Source organism: Fervidicoccaceae archaeon (assembly GCA_038734945.1).
GTDB lineage: Archaea > Thermoproteota > Thermoprotei_A > Sulfolobales > Fervidicoccaceae > ARK-14.
This window is the reverse complement of record JAVYOA010000009.1, coordinates 179844-201591: the sequence shown is the minus strand read 5'-3', so window position 1 is coordinate 201591 and position 21748 is coordinate 179844. Positions and strand designations below refer to the sequence as shown.

The 21748-nt window shown below is 42.2% G+C and carries 18 protein-coding genes; 8 read left to right on the top strand and 10 right to left on the bottom strand.

Annotated elements, in window-relative coordinates; genetic code table 11:
* Positions 1-207: 207 nt before the first annotated feature.
* The 4 genes from pyrB to QXR92_05430 are packed head-to-tail and all read right to left on the bottom strand — an operon-like array spanning position 208 to position 4854.
* Positions 208-1131, bottom strand: coding sequence for an aspartate carbamoyltransferase (pyrB, locus tag QXR92_05445; GenBank protein ID MEM0319444.1), 924 nt, complete (start codon positions 1129-1131; stop codon positions 208-210).
* On the bottom strand, positions 1128-1589 hold the full coding sequence (locus QXR92_05440) for a (2Fe-2S)-binding protein (protein ID MEM0319443.1): 462 nt from the start codon (positions 1587-1589) through the stop codon (positions 1128-1130). The genes pyrB and QXR92_05440 overlap by 4 nt, the downstream gene beginning before the upstream one ends.
* Positions 1589-2494, bottom strand: coding sequence for a xanthine dehydrogenase family protein subunit M (locus tag QXR92_05435; protein ID MEM0319442.1), 906 nt, complete (start codon positions 2492-2494; stop codon positions 1589-1591). The genes QXR92_05440 and QXR92_05435 overlap by 1 nt, the downstream gene beginning before the upstream one ends.
* Complete coding sequence (locus QXR92_05430; protein MEM0319441.1) at positions 2491-4854, bottom strand: molybdopterin cofactor-binding domain-containing protein; 2364 nt, start codon at positions 4852-4854, stop codon at positions 2491-2493. Before QXR92_05430 ends, QXR92_05435 begins: the two co-directional genes overlap by 4 nt.
* Positions 4855-4949: 95 nt before the next feature.
* Between QXR92_05430 and allB the strand changes: the two genes are divergently transcribed.
* A complete protein-coding gene (gene allB / locus QXR92_05425) occupies positions 4950-6293 on the top strand; it encodes an allantoinase AllB (protein ID MEM0319440.1) in 1344 nt (447 codons plus the stop codon).
* Here the strand turns inward: allB and QXR92_05420 are convergent.
* The 3 genes from QXR92_05420 to QXR92_05410 are packed head-to-tail and all read right to left on the bottom strand — an operon-like array spanning position 6286 to position 9958.
* Entirely contained in the window at positions 6286-6735 is a 450-nt protein-coding gene (locus QXR92_05420) for a (2Fe-2S)-binding protein (protein MEM0319439.1), read from the bottom strand. The genes allB and QXR92_05420 overlap by 8 nt on opposite strands.
* Positions 6736-6746: 11 nt before the next feature.
* Positions 6747-7622 carry a xanthine dehydrogenase family protein subunit M gene (locus QXR92_05415; GenBank protein MEM0319438.1) on the bottom strand — a complete coding sequence of 292 codons (876 nt, stop codon included), beginning with the start codon at positions 7620-7622 and terminating at the stop codon, positions 6747-6749.
* Positions 7623-7627: 5 nt separating this feature from the next.
* Positions 7628-9958: a xanthine dehydrogenase family protein molybdopterin-binding subunit gene (locus QXR92_05410; protein ID MEM0319437.1), complete on the bottom strand. Its 2331-nt coding sequence runs from the start codon at positions 9956-9958 to the stop codon at positions 7628-7630.
* Between the two features lie 191 nt (positions 9959-10149).
* Between QXR92_05410 and QXR92_05405 the strand changes: the two genes are divergently transcribed.
* Positions 10150-10878, top strand: coding sequence for an ATP-binding cassette domain-containing protein (locus QXR92_05405; GenBank protein ID MEM0319436.1), 729 nt, complete (start codon positions 10150-10152; stop codon positions 10876-10878).
* Positions 10879-10881: 3 nt separating this feature from the next.
* On the top strand, positions 10882-11964 hold the full coding sequence (locus QXR92_05400) for a SufD family Fe-S cluster assembly protein (protein ID MEM0319435.1): 1083 nt from the start codon (positions 10882-10884) through the stop codon (positions 11962-11964).
* Between the two features lie 19 nt (positions 11965-11983).
* Here QXR92_05400 and QXR92_05395 read toward each other — a convergent pair whose 3' ends face one another.
* Positions 11984-12877: a ferritin family protein gene (locus QXR92_05395; protein MEM0319434.1), complete on the bottom strand. Its 894-nt coding sequence runs from the start codon at positions 12875-12877 to the stop codon at positions 11984-11986.
* A 670-nt stretch (positions 12878-13547) separates the two neighbouring features.
* Between QXR92_05395 and QXR92_05390 the strand changes: the two genes are divergently transcribed.
* The 3 genes from QXR92_05390 (at position 13548) to QXR92_05380 (ending at position 15833) form a co-directional block, all read left to right on the top strand.
* Complete coding sequence (locus QXR92_05390; GenBank protein ID MEM0319433.1) at positions 13548-14048, top strand: hypothetical protein; 501 nt, start codon at positions 13548-13550, stop codon at positions 14046-14048.
* A gap of 118 nt (positions 14049-14166) precedes the next feature.
* Positions 14167-15498, top strand: coding sequence for an MgtC/SapB family protein (locus QXR92_05385; protein ID MEM0319432.1), 1332 nt, complete (start codon positions 14167-14169; stop codon positions 15496-15498).
* Between the two features lie 65 nt (positions 15499-15563).
* Positions 15564-15833, top strand: coding sequence for a hypothetical protein (locus QXR92_05380; protein MEM0319431.1), 270 nt, complete (start codon positions 15564-15566; stop codon positions 15831-15833).
* 4 nt (positions 15834-15837) lie between these two features.
* On the opposite strand, the gene rgy is transcribed toward QXR92_05380, so the two are convergent.
* A complete protein-coding gene (gene rgy, locus QXR92_05375) occupies positions 15838-19590 on the bottom strand; it encodes a reverse gyrase (GenBank protein MEM0319430.1) in 3753 nt (1250 codons plus the stop codon).
* Positions 19591-19778: 188 nt separating this feature from the next.
* Between rgy and albA the strand changes: the two genes are divergently transcribed.
* On the top strand, positions 19779-20078 hold the full coding sequence (albA, locus tag QXR92_05370; GenBank protein MEM0319429.1) for a DNA-binding protein Alba: 300 nt from the start codon (positions 19779-19781) through the stop codon (positions 20076-20078).
* 110 nt (positions 20079-20188) lie between these two features.
* A complete protein-coding gene (locus tag QXR92_05365; GenBank protein ID MEM0319428.1) occupies positions 20189-20746 on the top strand; it encodes a DUF996 domain-containing protein in 558 nt (185 codons plus the stop codon).
* Here the strand turns inward: QXR92_05365 and QXR92_05360 are convergent.
* Complete coding sequence (locus QXR92_05360) at positions 20723-21739, bottom strand: aminotransferase class I/II-fold pyridoxal phosphate-dependent enzyme (GenBank protein ID MEM0319427.1); 1017 nt, start codon at positions 21737-21739, stop codon at positions 20723-20725. The genes QXR92_05365 and QXR92_05360 overlap by 24 nt on opposite strands.
* Positions 21740-21748: the final 9 nt, after the last annotated feature.

Sequence of the window (21748 nt, the reverse complement as noted above, 5' to 3'; positions counted from 1 at the left end):
AAATCTGTTCCGAAAGAAGAAGCGAAGAAATTCAATAATATGATATGTTGATCATGTGTTAGTTTATAATTTAAAAATTAGCTAATATAATGCAGAAAAGAGCTCATTCTATAATTATTTTAAAAAATTTATGAAAAGGAGTCTAAGCAACATATGCTTCTTTCTGCTTTCCTTTTTTAATCCTTCAGTATTACGCTTTTCATGAAATTACAGACCTAAAATTTCTTTGATAAGGGCTGCTCTAATAAACATCCCATTTCTAGCCTGCTCAAAGTACTTAGCCTGAGGAAGGGAGTCCACATCTGTTGCCAACTCCCAAACTCTTGGGAGGGGATGCATTATTATTGGAATTCTTTTCAATTTTAACAGAGTTCTTCGATCCACAATATAGCTTGATTTTAGCCTTTCATAGTCTTCCTGATTGCTGAACCTCTCCTTTTGCAGTCTAGTTACATAGAGAACGTCAAGGTCCTCGCAGATTTCCTCTAATCTTTCGAACTCCTGAAAAGTTACCCTTGATTTGATTTTTTCCTTTACCTCGTCTCTTATTCTCAGCTCCTTCGGAGAAATGTAGAAGATCTTTACTCCCTTGAAGAAAGAGAGAAGATATGAGAGAGACGGTGCGGTTCTACCATACTTCAGATCTCCCATGAAGCCGATCTTCAAACCATCGAGCGATCCTATCTCTTTCCAAATAGTATAGGCATCCAGCAATGCCTGCGTCGGATGCTCATTAGTGCCATCTCCCCCATTTATGATAGGTGCTCTCAGCTCATCCTTGATTTTGTGTGGAAAGAACGGCTTGCTTTGCCTCAACACTATCAGATCCGGGTCGTAGTTATCTATGATCTTCAGTGTATCGATGTCGCTTTCTCCCTTCTGGAGGGAGCTCGTTTCAGGTAGAAAGTCTATGTAACTCCCTCCGAGCTTGAGCATTGCCATCTGGAAGCTCAGCTTAGTTCTCGTGCTTGGCTCCAAGAAAACTGTTGCCAGTATTCTTCCCTCAGCAATTTTGAGCTTTCTCTCACTGAGCTCTTTTTTCAGATAATCAGCAACGGCAAATAGATGCTCTACAGTTTCTCTATCGAAGTCAAATGATGAAAGTATGTCTCTTCCCTTTAGCTCTTTCATTTTTTTCCCCTCATTTCAGCTGCCTTTAGAACAGCTCTCACGATATTTACATAGCCGGTGCATCTGCAGAGATTTCCTCTCAAATACTCTCTCACTTCATCTTCACTTACTTTCTCTTTTTCTTGCAGAAGACTGTACGTCATAACAGCGATTCCTGGGGAACAGTAGCCGCACTGCACTGCTCCCTCCTCAGCAAAGGTCTTCGAAATTATAGAGAGATCTTTTTCATCCAATCCTGAAGCCGTCCTGACATCCTTTCCATTGACGTCCACAGCCAGAGTTAAACAAGAAAGATGGGGTTCTCCGTCTATGAGAACAGTGCATGCCCCACACTCTCCTATCCCACAGGAATATTTGGGAACGTTGACTCCAAGCCTATCTCTGAGGACATTCAGTAGAAGCTCATTCGGCTCAATGTCAATCGAGACTTTTCTTCCATCGAGATTAAAACTGATCATCAAGCTCCATCACCTCGAAGTCTAGAAATTGCCATGTGAATTGCATCGGAAACCAAGATAGGAGAAACTTTTCTTCTATAGAATGCCGTTGACCGTATATCATCAATTGGGGAAATTTCACTTGCGACAATGCTGGAAGCTTTTGAAATTACCTCTTCTGAAGCTTTCTTTCCGATTAGCTCAGCAGCAGCTTTCTTAGCCAAGATTGGAGTTGGTGCCACGGAACCCAATGCTATCTTTGCATCTTCCACCACATCCCCATTCATTTTTATATACACTGCTGCACTGGCTTTAGCAAGATCCATGGAAGTCCTTGCCAGTTTCAGGAACGATGAGGAGCTGTTGTAAGGAGGAAGCGGTATATCTATCTCAATGAGCATTTCACTTGGCAATAGAGAAGTTTTACCTGGAGATAGGAAGAGCTGATCTATTGGAATGGTTCTCTTCCCCCTAAGGCTGACAGCGATGACTTTTGCTTCGTGGACAAGAAGGGGAGGGGCTGAGTCTGCTGCTGGAGATGCATTGCAGAGATTCCCAGCAATTGTGGCCATACTCCTTACTTGAACACTCCCCATTGATTTAACAGCATCGTAGAGAGCTGGAAGCTTCTGTCTAATCTGCTGGGATCTCTCAAGATCTCTCCATGTTGTTAGAGCTCCTATCTTTATAAGTCCTCCTTCCTCAGATATGTATCTAAGTCCCTCAATTCTCTTTATGTTAATGATGTGTTTTGGCTCGATTGACCTGCTCTTCATCTTGACCAGCAGATCTGTTCCACCAGCTAGAATCCTAGCAGCATCTCCAAGTTCATTCAAGAGCTTCAGAGCTTCATCGAGGGTTTTTGGTTCATGGTATTCAAAGGATGCTGGTATAACTCTCGTGTTGATCCTATTGAGCACGCTCATTGCGTCTCACCACCGGTTAGGGACTGAAGAATCTTCTCGGGGGTTATTGGAAGCCTGTAGAATCTAATGCCAATAGCGTTGTAGATGGCATTGGCCACAGCTCCTGCGACAGGATTCAAAGCTGCTTCGCCCAATCCTTTTGCTCCGTAGGGGCCTGTAGGTTCACTTGTCTCTGCAAAAATTACTTTGAAGTCCTCCAGTTTTGGAGCATCCTGGAATGTTGGTATCTTGTAGTCGACAACCATACCTCTGTTCAAAAGCTCTCCTGTTCTCTTATCATATTCTGTGTCCTCCAGATAGGCCATGCTCCATCCCATAACGAATCCGCCATGCAGCTGACCCTCTGCCAGCTTTGGATTGATGACAGTTCCAAGATCTGCCCCGGCTACTACCTTTTTAGGGATAACCTTTCCTGTATATGTATCGACTTCGACTTCGACGAAGAACACAGTGAATGTGGGGGGAGCTGATGTTGCTCTATAGCTTATCGTGGAAGCTATGGTTCCCCAGTTTCTCTGCCAACCTATTCTAGCTACTTCTGATAGAGGAATTTTCATATCCTTCATGCCTTCTATGTAGACAACTGCTTGCTCAAGGCTTTCATCGTAGCCTAACCTGAACGATTCGGGGTTTACAGCCTTGGATAATATTCTGGCTGCATACTCAAATATCTTGGATTTGACGGCAAGAGCTGCCCTCCTCGCAGCCTCTCCTCCAACATATGTCCCTCTTGAAGCATGTGTGCAAACGTCATAGGGGGAAATGCTTGTGTCAGATGGGACTACATTTATTAGCCAAGGAGGAACGCCAAGCTCCTCAGCAATTATTTTTACGTGGGCTTCCAATGTGCCGCCGCCGTGATCCTGTAGTGCTGTTATGTAATCAAGGCTTCCATCCTCGTTTAACTTCAAAGTAGCTCCAGTATAATCGATCACTTCCCCAGATATTGGACCGCCTGCCCCGGATGTGTGGAAGGATCTGCCAAATCCTATTCCGGATCTGAATCTTCCTCTTTTCAAGTGAGGCGGCTGTCTTCTATCCCAGCCAATTAGCTGTTTTCCTCTCTCTACAAGTTCCCTGACTCCATCCGACTTTATTATGCTCCTTACTGAGGGCCCTTGCCCCCAGAAAACATCCCCTAGACCGACGTAGTTCTTCAGCTTTAGCTCAAGAGGATCAATTTTCAGCTCCTCAGCAAGCTCATCCATAATTGTTTCAACTGCCCAAGAGATTTGGGGGGCTCCATATCCCCTGAAAGCACAGGATGGTGTTTTGTTTGTATAAACTGCTAGACCTCTGTATTTGATGTTTTTCCATTTGTATAGGGATACAAACCACCCCAGCGCTGTTCCAAGCAATGGATAAGCTTGGACTTGATGCGCTCCTATGTCCATTATGTTCTCAAGTTCTCCGAACGTCAGCTCCCCACTCCTCTTAGCACCAATTCTCAGCTTCAGATACATCTCGTAGTCAGAGTGATCATACATGTCTTCCTCTCTAGTCAGGGAAATTTTTACAGGTTTTTTTGCTTTGAGGCAGAGAGCTACGCTTATGAGAGTTACCAAATTGGTTTGAATGCTGGATCCAAAGGATCCTCCTATTGGAATTCTCTTCACAGTTATGCGAGATAGAGGGATTCCGAAAACTTGGCCTACCAATATCCTTGTATTGTGAATTGTTTGTGTTGTTGTATATATTGAAATCCTTCCATCGGATTCAGGAAAACAAACCGAAACCTTGGGCTCAAGCTGGAAATGATATCTTCTGCTTGTTTTGAAATTTCTCTCGAGAACTATCTCTGCTTCCTTTTCCCCTCTTTCTATGTCTCCTTCTGAATAGTTCAGGGATGCTCCTATGTTTCTCTTTATTTCGACCTCCTCTTCTCCCTTCAGTATTTTTTCTCTAATTGGAGGAGATGACTCCTTCAGTGAATCAAAGGGGTCGATTATCGGTTCCATAATTCTTCTGAACTTGAATTTGATGAGCTCAGCAGCTTTCTGAGCTAGCTCCTCTGATGAAGCAGCTACTGCTGCTACAGGATCTCCCAGATATCTTGGGGTTAGAGTTAGAATGCTCCAATCCTTGAATGTTACCTCGTTTATGCTAACCAGCCTTATGTTGAAGGGCTTGCTCGGAACGTCCTTTGGAGTAATAACCACAGCTCCCATCCTTTCGGCTTCAGAAGGATCTATTTCTTCAATATCGGCAAACGGGTAGGGACTGTATACTATTCTTCCGTAGAGCATTCCCGGGAAAGATATGTCGGAGGCATATGTCAAGCTTCCCCTTATCTTGCTATCAGCATCTCTTCTGGGAATATCTGTCCCAATAAATTTGAACTTTCCTTTTTCTTTCTGCATTCTTTATCACTAAAAAAAACTGTGGGCTCCTTTTATTTAATTTTTATATTTTATAAGCAAAAAATGGATTATGGTTTTGTGGGGAGGTTGAAAGCATGAATGTTTTGATAAAGGGTGGACACATAGTCACTCCAGAGCTGGTATTCGATGGTGATATTCTAATTTCAGATGGCAAGATCGAAAAAATTGGGAAGCAGCTATCGAGAGAAGGGACAGATGAGGTTATAGATGCTACTGGAAAGCTTGTTTTCCCGGGAATAATTGATGAGCACGTGCATATGAGGGAACCAGGACTTGAATATAAGGATGATTTTGAACATGGAACAATGGCTGCTGCTGTGGGGGGAGTAACTACTGTCGCTGAGATGCCAAATACTATACCGCCTGTTGATAGTAGAGAAAGAATTGCTGAGAAAGCTGAGCTATTGAAAAAGAAGGCAACAGTTGATTTTGCTCTCTACGGAGTCCTAACAGATGAGAGCGTAAATAAATTGGAGTATATGCTCAAGGAAGGTGCGATCGCATTTAAGGCATTCCTTGGCCCTACTACTGGGAATCTTCCATCTCCGGATAATTCTACGATTTACAGGGCTCTGGAGCTCTCGAAAAAGTACGATTTTCCAGTTGTTTTTCATGCTGAGGATAGTTCTCTCATTAGCCTGTTCACCGAGAGAATGAAGTCATCAGGAAGGAATGATCCTTCAGCTCATCTCCTTTCAAGACCTCCTATTACGGAGGAAATCGCCGTAGCAAAGATTTATATGATAGCAAAGGAGACTGGGGGAAAGGCGCATGTAGCTCACATTTCCTCAAAGGGAACTCTGGACTTTTTATTGAAAGCTTTCGAGGAGGGTGTAAGAATGACGGGGGAAACTTGCCCCCACTACCTCTATTTTGATAGAAGCCATTACAGTACTTTTGGCAGTAAGTTGAAGGTGAATCCTCCTATAAGAGAGGAGGAGCATAGAAAGGCATTGCTAGAGGCCATCAAGTCTGGAGTCATCTATTCTGTGGGCTCAGATCATGCTCCACATTCTCCTGAGGAAAAAAGCAGGGAGAGCATATGGGATGTTCCGGCTGGATTCATTGGGGTGCAGTTGCTGCTTCCTTCTCTCCTCAACTTGGCTCTAGATAACCTGATCTCTCTGACCGACATTCCAAGATTGCTCTCAAGGAATCCAGCAAAGCTTCTGGGAATATGGCCGATGAAGGGAGAGCTGATTCCTGGAAAAAGCGATGGAGATATAGTAATAGTAGATAAAAATGGAGAAACAATTGTAAAGGAGGAATGGTTGATAACAAAGAGTACCATTACTCCCTTCATAGGAATGAAGCTGAAGGGAAAGGTTGAAAAGACGTTGCTTAGAGGAGAGATAATAGTGGAGAACGGAGAAATAAGAAGGAAGGGTTCTGGAAGGCAGTTGAAGAAATTCACTTAGACTCAGAAGACAGGCTCTTCATTATTGCATTAACAATTTTTTTATAGCCAGTGCATCTGCATAGATTACCTTCAATGCTCTTTCTAATTTCAGCTTCATTCGGATTTGAATTGGACGCAGCTAGGGCATATGCTACAGTAACGAACCCTGGGGTGCAGAAGCCGCACTGAACTGCCCCTTCCCTGGAGAATGATTCTGCTATCTTTCTGCCAAGAGCTTCCTGAGAGATCTTCTCAATAGTCATTATTTCCCTTCCATCAGCCTGGACTGTTAAGATATTGCATGAATAAACGGGCTTTCCATCCAGCAGCACAGTGCATGTGCCGCACTCAGCCCTCTCACACCCTCTCTTTGGCCCCTTAACCCCGAGCCTTAATCTCAATGTATCCAGGAGGATTTCATTGGGAGGGACATCGACCTCAATTTTTTCTCCATTTAAGATAAAGGAAACTTTCAGAGCAGCTCACCTCTTGAGCGTTTTATCGATTCTATAAGAGCTCTTTTTATAAGTACCTTGGAAACCTTCATTCTATAATCAGCGGAAGCCCTTACATCGCTGATAGGCGATATGTCCCTTTCGACGAGCTCGGCTGCCCGGTAGGCTAATGAGACATCCGCATTTCTTTCAACCAGTTCCTCCTCGACGCTGAGGGCTCTTACAGGTTTGGGTGCCACAGATCCGAGGGCTATCCTAACATCTGAGAATTTCCCATCCTCTATTTTCAAGGCAACAGCAACAGAGACTACAGAGAGGGTAAAAGCATTTCTCCTTCCCAGCTTATAGTACCAGTAAGAATATCCCTCAAGAGACGGGACTTCTATCTCTGTTAGCATCTCGTCATCTCTCATTACCGTTTTCCTAGGACCTATGAAGAAGTCCTTAAGAGGGACAATTCTGGAACCTGCTGTTGAGGCCAACCGGACTTTTGCTTCGTGGACAAGAAGGGGAGGGGCTGAGTCTGCTGCTGGAGATGCATTGCAGAGATTCCCAGCAATCGTCGCAACGTTTCTTATTTGCCAAGACGCCATCTCTCGTATAGCTGATGCCAGCAATGGCAACCTCTCTCTGATTACAATATTTTCGAGCAATTCCTGAAGCCTTGAGCCTCCCCCTATTCTAATTATATTTTCGTTTGGCCTAACATATCTTATCTCATTGATCCTGGATATATCCAATAGTTTTTTTGGAGCTTGCCTCCCAGTCTTTATATCGATTAGCAGATCTGTTCCTCCTGCCAGCAGCTTCCAATTCCCTTCCTTCAGTAAATCTAATGCCACGCTTAAGCTATCTGCTCTAGTATATTCGAAGCTTGGCAGTGAATAGAACAAATTACTCACCTCCCCTCTATTAATTTTAGAACTTTTTCTGCTGTAATAGGTAGTTCCACTACTCTTTTTCCAATAGCATGCGATACGGCATTTGCTATAGAGGCGGGAGCAGGTATTAGAGCCATCTCACCGACTCCTTTTGCTCCTAGAGGACCATACTTGAATCTGTCCTCTATGAAAATTGGCTCTTCTATTTCTGGAGCATCGAGTGACGATGGAATCACATAATCAGTTAGGTCTTTGTTCACTATCTCTCCTCTTTCATTGAAAGAGAGAGATTCCATGAGGGCCATTCCCATGCCCTGGACAAACCCTCCCTCGATCTGACCCTCTACCTGCACTGGATTTATCACCTTCCCAGCAGAAATTGCTGGATAAACTTTGAGAACTTTCACTTCTCCGGTCTCCGTATCTACCTGGACCTCAGTTATTAATGCCATGTAGCTATAGGAAATATAGGCAAATCCCTGACCAATATCGTCGTAAAACTTTCCTTTCGGTAAAAAGAAATACCCTGAAGCTGTCATGTTGATACCGCTAGAATATGCTTTCTTAATAAGCTCGGTCCAACTAATCCTCTTAGAGGGATCAGATTTCGATGATACTATCCCGTCGCTAATTGAAATATCCTCTGGTTCAGTTTCCAACAGCTTTGCTGCAAGAGCATTTAGTCTCTCTCTAAGTTCTATAGATGCAACATAGATGCCGATAGCACCTATGCCTGTACCTCTAGAGGCATGGGTTGCACCTCCGTCGGGAGCATCTGAAGTTCCAAAGTAGACGTGAACCATGTTGAGAGGTGCTCCCAGCACCTCAGCGACTATCTGTCTGTGTGAAGACGAAGGAGATCCCTGTCCTATTTCAACAATTCCTACGAGAACCGAAACGGAACCGTCTGGTTCTATTTTAACAGTTCCTGCAGACCAGTCGGGAACACCTCTAGATGTACTTATTCCATGCCAAGCCACTCCTATTCCAATTCCCCTCCTGAGTGTGCCTCTCTCTCTTGAATATGCAATTCGTTTTTCTCTCCATTCTGCTCTTTTTGCAACAGCCTCTAGGGCATCCTTAATTCCTACAGAAGAATCCAGCTCCTGCCCAGTGATCGTTCTTGCTCCAGGAGTCAGAATATTCTTAAGTCTAATGTCAAGGGGATCAATTCCCAGCTTCTCAGCAAGAATGTCCATTTGGCTTTCCGCTGCGAACTGGACCGAGGGGTTTCCAAAGCCTCTGAATGATCCCTGATAGATTTTGTTAGTATAGACGCAATAACCGTCTACCTTCGCATTGGGCACCTCATATGGCCCTGAGGCATGCATGGTGGCTCTCCAAAGTATGAATGGTCCTCTGTTTGCATATGCCCCTGTATCATGAATTATTTCCACTTCTATTGCCTTCAACTTTCCTTCAGCATCTGCTCCGCTCTTGTACCTTATTGTTGTGGCTTCTCTTTTTGGATGAACTGCAATGCTCTCTTCTCTTGAATATATTATAAAGGATGGCTTTCCTGTAAGATATGAAACAAGAGCTGCCTTCGCGGATGTGAGCGGGCCCTGATCGTCTTTTCCACCAAATCCCCCTCCTAAATATGGAACGATAACTCTTATAGAACTCGCCGGCAGACCAAGTACCTTGGAAACAATTTTTTGTGTAAGATGAGGATACTGAGAAGGAGAAATTATTGTGAGCTTTCCTTCGAGGCCTGGAATTGCTATAGCGGCCTCAGTTTCCAAATAGGCATGCTCTTGATGAGCTGTTCTATATGTGTTTTCAACAACCACATGAGATTCGGAAAATCCCTTTTCAACGTCTCCCTTCCTCACCTTTGTCCTGAATGCTATGTTGGAGCCGTTCTCCTCGTGAACTAGGATGTTTTTCTCTCTGATTGCCTCCTCTGCATTAATGATATAGGGAATGGGTTCATAGCTTACGCTTACAAGCCTGGAAGCCTCTATAGCAGATTCGAAATCTCTAGCTATCACCAAGGCTACTGGTTCACCAACATATCTGACCTTTTTGTGAGCAAGAAGTGGTTGATCAGGGAGCGAATAACCTACCTGATTTTCTCCAGGTATATCTGAGGCCCTGACGATTCGCAAAAATCCATTTACTCTTCTAGCTTCAGAATCATCTATGGAAACTATCCTGGCATGAGGATGCTTGCTGAGGATCTGCTTCACAAATAGCATGTCTTTCATATAGAAATCCTCGGTAAATTTTGTTATACCCATAGCCTTCTCTAGACTATCTGTTCTTTCCACCCTTTTCCCAACCACATAGAATTCTGATGCCTGAAGCCATTTGTTCATTAGCCTTTCCAAGTCAATAGAAGCCAAGGGATACCCACCTTTATTGCCATAAAATATCATTTTTAAATGTTTATATTTAAAACTATAGTTTGCTTACTTAAACAGCTGCAGCCATTTGGCAAACTTGCTGTTTTTCAGAAAATTTTTGGAATGACGATGAAAGAAGCTTATATTCTCTTCAGGTGGAAATAGTCTTATTCGATGGCCGGGTGAAGGTTTTGCAGCAAAGGGCCCTCGCAGTTGAAAATCTCAGCGTTGAGGTGAATGGGAAACTAGTAATAAGAAATGCTAGCCTAGATGTGAATCCAGGCGAGATAGTTGTCCTCATGGGACCGAATGGGAGTGGAAAGACCTCTCTCCTAAAGACAATTATGGGATTGCCCAATTATAGAATTAAAGAGGGGAGAATTCTCCTTTACTCAAAGGACATAACAGATCTCCCGCCCTGGGAGAGAGCTCGCAATGGTATAGCAATAGCCAACCAGTCTCCTCCTCCTATCTCACTGAAAACTAGCTGGCTATTCGAAAAAATTTCAAATATTTATGGAACGCAGAGTGAAATACAAAGCATAGTGTCCGAAACAATGATTCCACATCTTTTGGAGCGACCTGCTTTCTCTGGATTCAGTGGAGGGGAGATGAAGAGAGTTGAAATGGCTACGATTCTCCTTTCAAAGCCGAAAGTAGCACTCCTAGATGAGCCCGACAGTGGAGTTGACATTGATTCTGTTAAGAGAATTGCGAGGTTAATAGATGATCTTGCTATAAGGGGGGTAGCAGTCCTCTTGGTCACACATGCTGGATTGTTGAGCAGATTTCTCAGGAAATTGGGGAGAGGATATATCATGATAGGAGGGAAGATTTCTCCCGGCGGTGATGCTAAGAAAATGCTCAGAACCGTGATTTCTGAAGGCTACAGCAACTTCAGTGTGGAGGGGGAGGGTTAGGAAATGAACAGGGAAGAAAATAAGCTTAGAGATGCTATTTCCAGAGCAAAGGAGCTTGGACTTGACCTAGAAAAGGGAGGGGGGGTTGTTTTAAACGAATCCTTCGCTTACAAGAAAATTGCTAAGAGATTGGAGCAGCTGGGAGTCATTTATATGGAAATACATGAGGCAGAAAAGGAGCATCCGGATATCTTTGAAAAATTTGCCTTCAAGAGAATTCAGGGAGACTTAAGGCGTGTTGACAGTGGGATATTTCTATATGTGCCTAAGGGAACTGTTGTTGAAGAGCCAATATTTAATTGCTTTGTTCTTGGAAGAGGAGGGGTGATTCAGAAAGTATATAACTTGACGGTTGTAGATGATGGAGCAAGTGCTGTTGGAGTCTCTGGTTGTTTTACCTTAGTCAATGAAGCTGTTCATTCGAGCTTAGAGGAGATACATGTTATGCGGAACGCTAAGTTCACCAAAATAATGCTTCACAACTGGCTTCCAGGCATAAACGTTTCGGCATTTACTGCTGCAGAGATCGAAGATAATGGTGTCTATCAGGATTTGTACATAAACTATTCTGAAGCCAAATCAATTTCCTTCAATACAGCAATTCATCAAGATGGAAATAACTCAGCATCGAGAATAGATCAGATTGTTGCAGGTAGTGGGGAAAGCTCACTTTCTTATAGTACGGAAGTTTTTCTGAACGGATCTGGATCTTCATCCCAAATGATATCCAGGCTTTTGGCGAGGAACAGGAGCAAAATAAGGTCAAAGGCTAGGATATTTGCATCAGGAAAAATGGTAAAAGGGCACATTGAATGTAGAGGAATAACTCTTGATGAGGGCTCGGAAGTAATATCTATTCCAGAGCTTAACTCGAGATCCAGTGATGCTGAACTAACTCATGAGGCTAGCATAGGGAAAATAAAGAGAGAGGAGCTTGAGTATTTGGAGACAAAGGGTTTCAGCGAGGACGAGGCGATTTCACTGCTAATAAGGGGATTTTTGGAAACAGGTTTCTCAGAGCTTCCGAGAACAATGAAAGGTGCTGTTGACTCAATATTGGAAAGAATTAGCAAAGCAAAGGGATGATTTCCATATGAAAAAACGATCAAGGTCCTAAGAGGCCCCTTATTCCAAATACAGTTCCAAGCAAATCTCCAAACAGATAAGAAGCTAGAGCCGTCCCCATCATTAGAACAACGGATTCGAGGAATTCCCTTGTAAATTTCTTGTCCTGCAGGACAGAAGCGTAGAATGTGAAGCCCGCTATCATAGCTATTCCTAGACTAACAGAGATGGCAAAAGCAGAGAGCATGTGCCTTATGATAAAATAGGGAAGAGCAAGAGCAACGACAGCAAGTATATAAGCCACTCCTGTCATCAATGCGGAGGTCTTGGGAGATTTTCCTGCTTCATGTTTTGCTTGGAGATAGGCTGCTGAAGCCATAGATATTGCTGCAGATAATCCAACTACAAGGCCAGCTATGCCAGTAACTATTGTGGACTCAGTAACACCTAGAAAACCGGCATGCACTCCATTGATCTCAACAATAGCATCTGCAAGGCCTAGTATAACGAAGCTCATATATTTCACGATCCTCTCATCTATTTCTGATATCGTTTCCCTCTCGTGCTTTTCCTCTTCCTCTATAATTTTTTCAAGCATCTTGGAGAACTGCTGTGGAAGCTTCTGTGCTATGCTCTCATATGCCTCCACAACTTCGGCTTCATGTCTTTCCAGAAAAAGCGAAGTGAATGTTAGTCCAAATAACTTTCTCAACATCAGCATAGTTAATATTTTTCTTTTGATTCCTGTTGTCCTGCATTCTGATCCTATCAAGCTTTTCCAGAATTCATAATGCTGTCTTTCCTCCAAGCTCATCCTCTGGAGAACTTCTCTTTTCCTTGAATCCTTCTCCTGCTTGGCAAGAGCTTCATATATTTTGCTATCAACGTATTCGTCTATGCAGAACTTCTCCAAGCTATTCTTCAGATCATCCATTGCCTGGCCCACCAGCTATTCCAGCTTCTTCTCTCTTCTCTCCTCAAGCTCTCGATATTCCTCAAGGAGCTTTTTAATGGTTTCATTAATACATGTGATATCGGTGGAGTCATAGAAAACTCTGGAGAAGAATTTGGAAAGGCATTTGCTCGAATGAAATTCCAGTACGATATTACCTCTCGTTAGTACATACCCCTGACCCTCATGAAATACCTTACCACATACAATGCATTTGTGCCTGATAGCCAATTTAGCTTACCTCAGTGTGCCTAAATTACTCATATGTGATCTTTCGAGCCTGAAAGGATTTTTATTTCAAATATTGTGGACGTTTCGGGTTATGGTTTTTTTATTGTGAGTGCTATTCTTTAAGTCTTTTCTCATTGCTTCAATATCGTCAAATCTAAATTCGTAATCTTCTGGGATATCGAACAATAAAGCTAGGATCAAAGGCAGTGAAAATTATTTTTACCCAAATACTTTAATAGTATCTTGGAAGCGCGTTGATGATAGTGTAAAGAAGCTGACAGAATGATGTGGGCCTGTGTTGCTGAGCGCTTTGCCAATTGCTTCACGATGATGAAGCTTAGAAGGCTCGAGCCAGCTGGCAATGAAGGCGTTATCCCCGCCTGAGTGATAAAAGGTCAAAGCTAGGAAAACGGTGTACAAAATGAAGTGCTTGTGCTGGAACAAGATAACGGTTTTCTCCAAAGACTTTCTCTCTCATTCCCTGATCATAGAGAAGCTATCCGAAGCTGGTTTAAATTTTTATCATGATGATAAGCTGCTAAGCGTGAGATTCAATGTACAATGCGAGAGGGTAGAGGAGCTTTTAGGCAAAATTCTTCAGAACACGCTCGAGGGCTACTCATTAATAGATATAAAGTGCTGGGGGAAGGAGGCTGGAAAACTGCAAACCGGAGCATTTATAGAGACTGATAATATTTTTTCCTTTTTTGTTGCGAAGAGGTCTGAGAAAGAGATTAAGATCAGAGTTCTTCCATTCAGAATCGAGAAGAAGATGCATTTAAATACAAATAATAAGTTCCACCAAACTCTCTCCATTCCAGAGAGCTTCTTCGTTTTCCCCCTTTCCACTCTTCTTAGACTGCTTCCAGAAATCGAGAGAGAAGTCAGAAAGCTAAGCGAAGCCTCTTCTAAAGAAAGCTAAATATATTTAGTAAAACTTATAATTCTATTTAGTTAGTAGAGAAGCTTTAAAATGATGATTGCCCTATCTATGACGCAATATGCGGATGAGTCCAAGAATCCCAGCTGAGGGATAAGAATTGATTTCCTTCCAAGTCACCGAGACTGATATCGATGTGATAATAACTCTTCTGATTTCATTTCTGGAAGGGGGTCTACTTGGCCTGGAGAGGTATAAAGTTAGGCTAGAACATATTGAAAAGGAAAAAGTTGGAGAAGAAATCCCAGGCGTGAGGACATATGGACTAATGAGCTTGCTTGGAACAGTAATTGCTCTCGTACTCAGTGGAAAGATTCAGGTCTCTCAATACTCAGGTCTCTTTCTCTCTGCTCTCAGTCTGGTATTCATTGGGCTGGTTCTCGCTTTCTACATACGCTATAGAATGTTTGTATCCGGAATGACTGGCTTGACGAGCTACTTTGTCTTCATATTGACTTTCGTTGTTGGATTTCTAACAGGCTATGGGTTCTATATTATTTCCATGAGCTTGACTTTCCTAATTGCCGGCATTCTTGCTATAAAGAAAGCTGTAACAGCTTCGGTAGAGAAATTGAGCTATGAGGATTTATCGGCCGGACTTGAACTTGGATTTATAGTGTTCATACTTGGACCCCTAGCATTTGGTACTAACTATGTTATTTGGGGTCTAAGTCTCAAGGGTCTGTACATATTCTTTGCTTTAGTGCTTGCCATTTCTTATTTGAGCTATATGACGTACAAAATCATTGGCTCAAAGTCTCTTCCCATTGTCTCCTTCCTAGGAGGTCTAATAAACAGTGAAGCGACATTGATGAACTTGCTAAAAATGAATTTGACAGAAAAAATACTTGTGCCAGTTGTGGCTGTAGATAATGCTGCCATGATAATAAGAGTTGGAATAACAGTTCTTGTAAGCGCCCTTGCGTTTCTAGGACCAAAGGACTATGTGCGGTTTGCCTCAGTTGTCCTAATTGGAGTTATGCTTAGTCTAGCAATTCTTTTCTCACTAGCGTATTTCATTTCACGCAGACTGAGAGATGGAAATGGTAGTGATAGAGAAATGAAAATAACAAGCCCCCTCAATATGAAGCTTGCCCTGGTTGGAGTCTCATTATACGTGTTTATACTCATAGTAGTGAAGCTGGTGGCAATGTTTTTCGGTAGCTATGCTATATTTATAACATCATTCATGGGGGGTCTTGTCAATGCTTTGGCAACAGTCCTCTCCCTTCTATCATTGGGCAACACTGTTGACATGAGAATAATCAGCACAGGATCGCTTCTCTCCATATCAGCAGCTATTGCGAACAAAATAATTTATGCGTTAGTTTCATCCAGGAAAAAAGAAGATGTTGAAATTGTGATATTGTGCTCAATTCCCCCAGCTGTCGTGCTGGGAATCTACTCCATTCTCGTGTATTTATATGGATAGCTGCTGAAAAGATATTATCCTTAATAATCTCATGCGTGCAGTATAAAGAACGAGGTGTAATGTGAGTGGGGGAAAAAGTTGGAGATCTCATCATCGTCAGCTCTGGTGATGTGAGCGAATATGCGCTGAGGGCAATTGTCTCACTCAGAGGGCTTGGGGAGAGGGAGGTTGTTGTAATTAAAGGAAGGGGGGATTTCATCGAGAAGGCAATAGATGTTTACAATGAGATGAAGATGAGGATGGGGGATTCTCTCAAGCTTGTGAAAGTAAGCATAGGATCGGAGAAAGTAGGGAGACGAATTCTTCCCTACATTGAAATAAGGGTAAAAATCTGAGAGATTAGGCCAGAGCCTCTTCAACGAATCCTCTCGACAATGAAGTCGAGATAGATTTTCTATCCAGAACTCCTATTGAGTTCAATTTGTTGTACAGCTCTTTTAGAACATCTTCATAGGTACTCTGTCCACTTTCTATAGAATCCATTCTCTCTTCAAGCTTTTTTGTTGCTTCTTCCATAATGAGATCTGGGAAACTCTCAGTCAAGAATGTGTGAACTTCGATTCCAATTGAGGTTGGTATGACAAAGCTTCTTTTCTTGGAAATCACGATGTAGCCATGTCTTCTGAGGCTGTCTATGATTTTGGCATAAGTGCTTGGCCTGCCTAATCTCCTTTCCTTCATCATTTTAACGAGAGTTCCTTCGGAATGAAGCGGAGTTAGAGAAGATTTATATATAGAAACCCCTTTCTCGAAAATTTTTAATCTTCCAAGCGAGGATATTTTTATGGCTTCTGGAGAGAACGGCAGAGCAATTATGGATGCGAATCCCTCGGATATTTCTCTAAGTAAGATTTCCTTCTCATCATAATCTCCATTTGGTGATGCTATTTTCATTATGATTTTTTCGACAATAGATGCTCTTGCTTGACTGGCTATGAATCTTTTGAAGATTAAATCGTAAAGTTCTAGATGGGCTTTTGTCAGGTTTATTGGTATTTTAAGGGTTCCATCCAGTATCCCCTTTCTCAGATCATCGATTCCAAGGGGTCTAGTTGGCCTTATGGCCTCATGTGCTCCCTCCTCTCCCCAAGTTCTGGGGTAAAATAGTTCCGGCTTCTTTAGAACTTTCTCGAAATATTCCTTTGCTACTGATATGCCTTTATTAGAAATATGAGTGCTGTCCGTTCTGTGATAAGTAATTAGGCCTGCCTCGAAGAGATCCTGTAGTATCTTCATTGCCGTTGTTGAGCTCAATCCCAATGATCTGCTGGCATCGAAGAGGAGAGAATCAGTTGTGTAGGGAGGCAAGGGGTTTATCTGCTCTGTTTTTTTATCACATGAAATTATTTCGAGATACCCATTTCTTTCAATGAGTGCTGCTAAATTTTCCGCTTCTTCTTTATTCTTTCTAAAGAAGGAAACTTCTATACCAGCTTCTCCTTTAGCTCTAATGAAGAACCCCCTATCTCTTTTCCACTCAGCATATCTGCTTATTGTCCACCCAAGTACTGGGGTCTGCACTCTCCCTGCTCCCAGCCATGGCTTTCCATATTTTTCTTTTAAAATTGAAGAAAGGGGGAAGCCTATCCACCTATCGGTTATCCTTCTCATTATCTGAGCAGAAACTCTACTGATATTTACTTCTCTGAGATTCCTAAGAGATCTCAATATAGCATCCGGGGTTATCTCATGAAACTCAGCTCTGCTTATTTTCTTGGAGAAGGGCTTAAGCATCAGATAAACGTCCCAGGCTATTTTTTCACCCTCGACATCTGGATCTGTTGCTATCACCACCTCCTCCGCTTCAAGGGAAAGCTTTCTCAATACTTGTATGATCTCAGTCGATCTTACTAACTTGTTCTTTTCTCCACAATAAGGACATGACAGCTCAATGCTGGAGAATGATTTTTTGCAGGAAAGGCAAAAGGTTATTGGAGCATAGACAGGAACGAAATCTGCATCTTTCACTATAACTCCGTAAGCCCCAATTCCATCGTTTACTGGAAGATCGAAAACATGTCCCTTCGTTGCTACTATTGTCACCAGATAAGTGTCAAGGGTTTCTTCATCGATTATTGGAACTTCGTAGGCAGTAATTCTTCCAAATTTTCTTCTTGATGGTCTGCCGAAATACCAGGCAATAGTTCTTGCCTTGTTGGGTGATTCTACTATCATGAGCAGAGATTTAGCCGGTCTAAAGCTCTTTATCCCTTTTCCTCCTTTTCTCGATTCCTCGAGAAGCTCTTTTATTTTTTCCAGGTCAAGCTTGCTCAAAGGAGATAAGACAAAGGACCTGGAGAATATTGACATTTTTCTCTGAAAAGCCTCTAGAACCCTGATATCGGATTCTAGTATTATGCTGAGTCCCAACGTCATCTTTTCATCGAGAAATCTGCTGGTTCTTCCACTAGCCTGAATATAAGTAAGGGGATCAGGATTTATCATGTAAAAATCATCACTGCTCTCTCTGAATATAATTGCAGTTCCCACGCTCAAGTAATCTCCCACTTTCATAACGTTTTTCAGGACTTTCTCAACACTCTCAATTCCCTTCATTATTTCTTCAGCGATTTCCTTTAGCCATCCTCCTAAAGCATCTATGCTTCCATTCATGAGGGATATTCTTAGGACATTTATTTCTGATGGTGTCAGCTTAGCAAGCCTCTGTGCTAGACTGATATATGATTCCTTTATAGATGAATCTATGTCTGATAAATAGGCGATAACCTGAAGGAGCCTCCTTGGGCTAATCAGGGAGCTTCGCAGTGGAACTCTATTCTTAGGGACTCCAACAAATATAGCATACTTGATTTTATCGGGAATATCCACTCCTCTAACAGCTACTCCATAGTAGCTCGAGATGCCAATAAGTATGTCGACGTCTCCCTTCCTTAGCTTTTCTATGGAGCTTTTTCCAGCAATCGCTAGATCAGCCTTTATTCCATTAGATAAGAGGTAGTTTGCTAATTCTTTGGCCTCAGAAGTTCCTGCATCCTTTGATATGAAAATTAGCCCTCCGCTCCCAAGAGCCCTAACAAGATCCAGAATTCTCTTTTTCATGCTCTCTTTACTTGCTTGGATCTCGTAGCTATCAATCACATTTCTCATATAGGCATGAATTCCTCCTATTTCAAAACCTAGGAGCTCTTTGAAGAGTTTAGGTCTAATTCCTGATTGTCTTCCAGTAGCACTGGATATTAGGAGTTGCCCTCTAGCTCTTTCTCCTTTGGCCCTAGCAATGAGAATTTCGAGCTCCTCGAGCTCTCTCTCCATCTGCTCAATTTTCTCACTGCCTCTTCCCGCTGCTTTGAGGAAATATAGCTCATTCCGAAGCTTTATTGCTCTCATCGCTGCTTCAATTTCCTCGCTCTTGAAACCTGAGAGTTCAAGAACCCTGTTTACATTGAGAGAATCTTTGAGTAGAGAATCTGCATCATCTACCACTATGAGACCAAAAAGTTTGTTCTTAAGTATGTTGAACTTTCTTGAAAGGAAGCTAGTGGTTGTGATCAATATGTCAAAGTCTCCACTTTCAATTTTCCTGATATTTTCTTCTTTTTCTCTCTTGGAAGCTTTACTCAGATAACCCAATATTCTGAGCTCTGCGCCCAATGTTCTTGAAAATGTATGGAGCCTCTCAAGTGACTGCCTCAGCAAGGATTCTGTTGGAACCAAAATGAGGACTCTTGTTCCCTCGGAAGCTTCATAAAGTGAGTATACAAGTAGGAGGGTGGTTTTTCCTACTCCAGTGGGTGCTGTTATAGCAAAGCTGTCTCCTGATAGTATCCTGTATGCCCAAGTTCTCTGAAGGCTCCAGAATTCTTTTCCAACACACCTTTTGAAGAATCTTTCAAAGCGATCAAGCTCCTCATGGAGTTCAGCAAGCATTGAATAGCTTCCTTCCGCTGTACTCGAGATCTTCTTCGAAATAAGCTTGAATCTTTCTCCAGGAGTAAGAAAGGATATATGTTTCGCTTCTTCCTCCCCAATACTTGGAAGGCAAGAAGAGCATGGCAGTCCCATAGCAAGTCTAACTGATGAAATGGGGCCACCACAATTTGGACATGAATTTGCATATACAGCCTTAACCAAAACTTCAGCACCCAACGTCAGTTTTCTCCGATCCTATCGCTTCTCTTTTCAAAGAAGAGCAACGTTTTAAAGGAAAAGATCGAGGTAATTTTCTTAATACATAGCAGCGCTGAAAGGGAAGGAAGTTTTAAATACCGTGTTTTATCTCCTTATACTGGATAAAACGAAAAACTGTGGTGAGAACAAAAATGGCAGCACAAGGTCCAACCCCGAGTAATGTCATCCTTGTTGGAAAGAAACCTGTAATGAACTACGTGATGGCCGTCCTGGCCCTCCTCAACCAAGGAGTTGATGAGGTCGTAGTGAAGGCAAGAGGAAGGGCTATAAGCAAGGCTGTGGATGCGGTCGAAATAATAAGAAACAAGCTGCTGGCTGAAAAAGTGGAAGTCAAGGACATAAAGATCGGCAGCCAAGTAGTCCAGGGCCAGGATAGAACTAGCAGAGTCAGTACAATAGAGATAACCCTAAAGCTCGGAAGAAAGCAGTAAAGCTATTACTGATTCCGGGCAATGCCAATAAGTTTTTTCTTTTCAACAAAGAGAACAAAAGCGCAAAGATAATATTTATTTGAATATAATTAATTTGTTGGGTAAAGTATATGGGCAAAATTGAAGATGCTAAAATAATTGGTGGTATTGGGTCTCTTCTGTTTCTCCTGGGGGGAATGGGGGCTCTTGGAAAGTTCTCATTGTTCTCCATCGTAGGTCTAATAATGATGGCCATCGCAATTAAATATATTTCCGATGAAGTGAGGGAACCAGCAATATTCAACAACTTTTTATATTTCCTAGTCGTTTCAATTGTAGGTTTAATAATTGGCTCAATAATAGGATTGGCATCTTTTTTTCAAGCTATGTTCATAGGAAAGCTGGCAATTATACTCAGCATACTCGCACTGCTGATCATTTTCTGGATAGTCTCAATTGTATCGAGCATATTTTTGAGGAGAAGCTTTGAATTAGTAGCAACAAAAACTGGGAACTCCATGTTTTCGACTGCTGGAAAGCTATATTTTATTGGTGCTATTCTTCTCATAATCTTTATTGGATTGTTGATAATATTCGTAGCACTGATCCTGACTGTAATTGCTTTCTTCTCCTTAAGTCCTCCAAAGAGCTCTCCACAGATGCCATCACAGCCTTCCGTTCCTGTTTGAAGTAATCTCAGTTATTTTTTCTAGAAATATTTCCATTTCTTCTCTGCTTCCTACCGTGACTCTCATCTTTTTTGAGAACTTTGCTCTGAATTTCTTTACATCTGATAGACATAGAACTTCTATTCCGCTTCTCTTCAGTTCTCTTTCCACAGTGCTGCATTCAAAGGGCAAGTCAATAAGCAAAAAGTTGGTATAGCTCTTTGGAGACCAAATCCCCCTCTCCAAGAGCTTTTCTCTGATAAAGTCTCTAGTTGAAATTATCGAGTCAACGTTTTTCCTCATATACTCCAAGTCCCTCAGGGCTCCAAGTGCCATTGCCTGTGAGACAATGGGGACTTCATATCCTACTCTCATGCTGTTTATCGTTTCCTTAACATGCTTATTAGAAATAGTATATCCTATTCTGGCACCAGCAATGCTGAAGGCTTTTGAGAGTGTTCTAACGATCATGATGTTTTCTAATTCGTAAGCCAATTGAGAAAAAGTCAATCTAGAGAACTCATAATACGCTTCATCAAGTATTAGAAGTTTTGCGTACTTGCTCAGCTTCCTTACAATCCCTTCATCCTCCAAAAGAATGTTGGATGTTGGATTATTTGGATTGGATATGTATACGATTGAACCCTTCGAATTCTCTATTAGTCTCTCCACCGGCAATGTATAGTTTTCTCCCTCGAGTTCCACATCCTTCATATCAACCTTGTAGACCTCAGCCAAATCATACATAACATGAAAAGTGGGAAAAGGTGCAATGAATTGTAATGTGTTGACCTTAGCATAGATAAGTGAAAGAAGTAGCTGATAGGATGAACCAGGAAAAATTTCTATCATTTCTTTATCTACGCCGCTGTACTTTGCTAGCTCTTCAATAAGATTTTCTCTCAGCTCCTCTATTTCATATCTGTTTGAGCTGCTGATATAGTTCATAGCCATTTGAATTGACAGAGGCGAAGGAGGAAAAGGGGACTCGTTCAATTTGAGGTTGATTTCCATTCTCTACCT

Coding starts and splice junctions, on each gene's coding strand:
- pyrB (MEM0319444.1), bottom strand. CDS start 1,131: ATGAAAGAGCTAAAGGGAAGAGACATACTTTCATCATTTGACTTCGAT.
- QXR92_05440 (MEM0319443.1), bottom strand. CDS start 1,589: ATGATCAGTTTTAATCTCGATGGAAGAAAAGTCTCGATTGACATTGAG.
- QXR92_05435 (MEM0319442.1), bottom strand. CDS start 2,494: ATGAGCGTGCTCAATAGGATCAACACGAGAGTTATACCAGCATCCTTT.
- QXR92_05430 (MEM0319441.1), bottom strand. CDS start 4,854: ATGCAGAAAGAAAAAGGAAAGTTCAAATTTATTGGGACAGATATTCCC.
- allB (MEM0319440.1), top strand. CDS start 4,950: ATGAATGTTTTGATAAAGGGTGGACACATAGTCACTCCAGAGCTGGTA.
- QXR92_05400 (MEM0319435.1), top strand. CDS start 10,882: ATGAACAGGGAAGAAAATAAGCTTAGAGATGCTATTTCCAGAGCAAAG.
- QXR92_05395 (MEM0319434.1), bottom strand. CDS start 12,877: ATGGATGATCTGAAGAATAGCTTGGAGAAGTTCTGCATAGACGAATAC.
- QXR92_05390 (MEM0319433.1), top strand. CDS start 13,548: ATGAAGTGCTTGTGCTGGAACAAGATAACGGTTTTCTCCAAAGACTTT.
- albA (MEM0319429.1), top strand. CDS start 19,779: ATGGCAGCACAAGGTCCAACCCCGAGTAATGTCATCCTTGTTGGAAAG.
- QXR92_05365 (MEM0319428.1), top strand. CDS start 20,189: ATGGGCAAAATTGAAGATGCTAAAATAATTGGTGGTATTGGGTCTCTT.
- QXR92_05360 (MEM0319427.1), bottom strand. CDS start 21,739: ATGGAAATCAACCTCAAATTGAACGAGTCCCCTTTTCCTCCTTCGCCT.